The sequence below is a fragment of the Acidisphaera rubrifaciens HS-AP3 genome, from assembly GCF_000964365.1.
GTDB classification, from domain to species: domain Bacteria; phylum Pseudomonadota; class Alphaproteobacteria; order Acetobacterales; family Acetobacteraceae; genus Acidisphaera; species Acidisphaera rubrifaciens.
In genome coordinates this window covers 1-1,661 of record NZ_BANB01000835.1, presented here as the reverse complement: position 1 = coordinate 1,661, position 1,661 = coordinate 1, and the positions used below count along the sequence as shown (strand labels likewise).

The window sequence follows — 1,661 nt, the reverse complement described above, 5'->3', positions numbered from 1 at the left end:
CGGGAATCCCTCCCGATCCCATCAGGTCGGATGGCGCTCTAGCTCACTCTCCCAGAAGTCGATCTCCGTGGGCAGCAGCATCCAACCAAATCCGGCTCACCCCGCCGCATTCGTGACCGAAAGCAACTTTCCCGGTCGCACTTGTACGGGATCGCCGCTCCTCCGCACCATGTTCTGTTTGGGCGTCCTTCCTCGCCGAAGTCCGAAAAGCATTGTGGAGACTCCAGAGGGGGTGTTGCGGGCCATGCTCGGCGACCACGCCAACCCGGAGGCACTCACTGAACCTCTGGCCGGTCGCCGCAACCGCCCGGCGGCGTCCGGCTGTCCGAACCCGGCAACGCAACCCGCGGAAAGCCTTATCTACGATTTAGATAATACTGATATAAAATATCCATTATGCCAATCACTATTCTGCATCGCGTTATCTGGATGTGACCCGTCCAATGTTGTCCTAATCTCCAGACCATATTTGACTGTTAGATTCGATTTTACAATTGCGCTGAAAGTTCCGTCGCGGACGGCTGTCCAATTCCAATCATCGACGATAAAGACGAATTCCTCTTCTAGGCAAGGCAGCGGCAGTTGCAGTCCATCATATTGGTCAATTTCTTCGTGAGGCCCATCGAATAAATAGATCTTGAACGGTCCGATACTTGAGTAATCGACATTACGGAAGTCGTTCTCGATGAAATTCACATATGCCTTGGGTGTCCGGAAGCGTTCGAGGTTAGATAAAAATATTTCTTTTGGACCGCCGAATTGAGACCAGTTATCTATTGCCGTAGCTCTTACAGAATTCCCATAGATAGCGGAACACAATGTAGATCCAGCCCAGCTTCCTACCTCGAGGTAGCTCGTGTCATTGAGCTCTCCTACGAGATTATTTATAAAATGCCTATATTTTAAGCCGGACATGCCCTCAAGGGAGAGTATGTCGCGCGTTAATTTACTTTGCCCCAGAAGAGCCATGGAAAGCGCAGACCGCATCACGCCCAGAAGCGGAGACGACGCTTGCATCGAAATCTCGGTCAGGTTTGGCGTCATGGCATGTCCCTAGTGGATTTGACTGCTGGTTTCCGTGCTAGGCGTGCACTGGAGTTTTGACGCAAGAAGGGAGGCACAGAGGTCCGTTGCGCCCAAGCACGCAGAGGCTGCTTGAAGACGTGGTCGCCGACGGCAGGAGACTGCATCACCGCAGCTGGCGCGCGCGTATCGCGCCAATCGCCAAGGATGGCGCGGGTTGGAAGGCGGTCCGGGCCGGCTACGCGCATACGGCAAGTCCACGTTCTGGCGCCGGAATGCGCATTAGTTGCAGGACGACGCCCCAAGCCGCGTCCAGCAATGTTGTGCGCGGCCGCGCTTTCGCCGTAGCAACCGTCGAACATACACTCCAGAAGAGCCGGCCCATGACACCGGGCTGGGCGCTCCGCTCGTTGCCGGAGGCAAGCGGAGTGGTGCTGCTGCAATCGATCGAACGTGGCGCTAGCGCGGGCTGAAGCCGCATTGGATCGGGACCTTTGGGCTCTGTAGCTACCTTGAGTTTGAACCGCCCGGGGTTTGCCGGAGGCCATTTAGTTTGAGTCACGCCGCCATAGCCGGCTTGTCGAGCGCGGCATAGTAGGCGGCCTCGGCTTCCGCCGGAGGGATGTCTCCAATGGGCT

At 56.3% G+C, this 1,661-nt stretch carries 1 protein-coding gene; it reads right to left on the bottom strand.

From position 1 onward, the window contains the following. Nucleotides 1–360: 360 nt before the first annotated feature. Nucleotides 361–1,044 (bottom strand): hypothetical protein, encoded by a 684-nt coding sequence (locus B8460_RS21245; RefSeq protein WP_148360694.1) that lies wholly within the window; start codon nt 1,042–1,044, stop codon nt 361–363. Between the last annotated feature and the right edge of the window lie 617 nt (nt 1,045–1,661).

Bases quoted from the DNA above. Each gene is read 5' to 3' on its own strand.
- B8460_RS21245 (WP_148360694.1), bottom strand. From the start codon at position 1,044: ATGACGCCAAACCTGACCGAGATTTCGATGCAAGCGTCGTCTCCGCTT.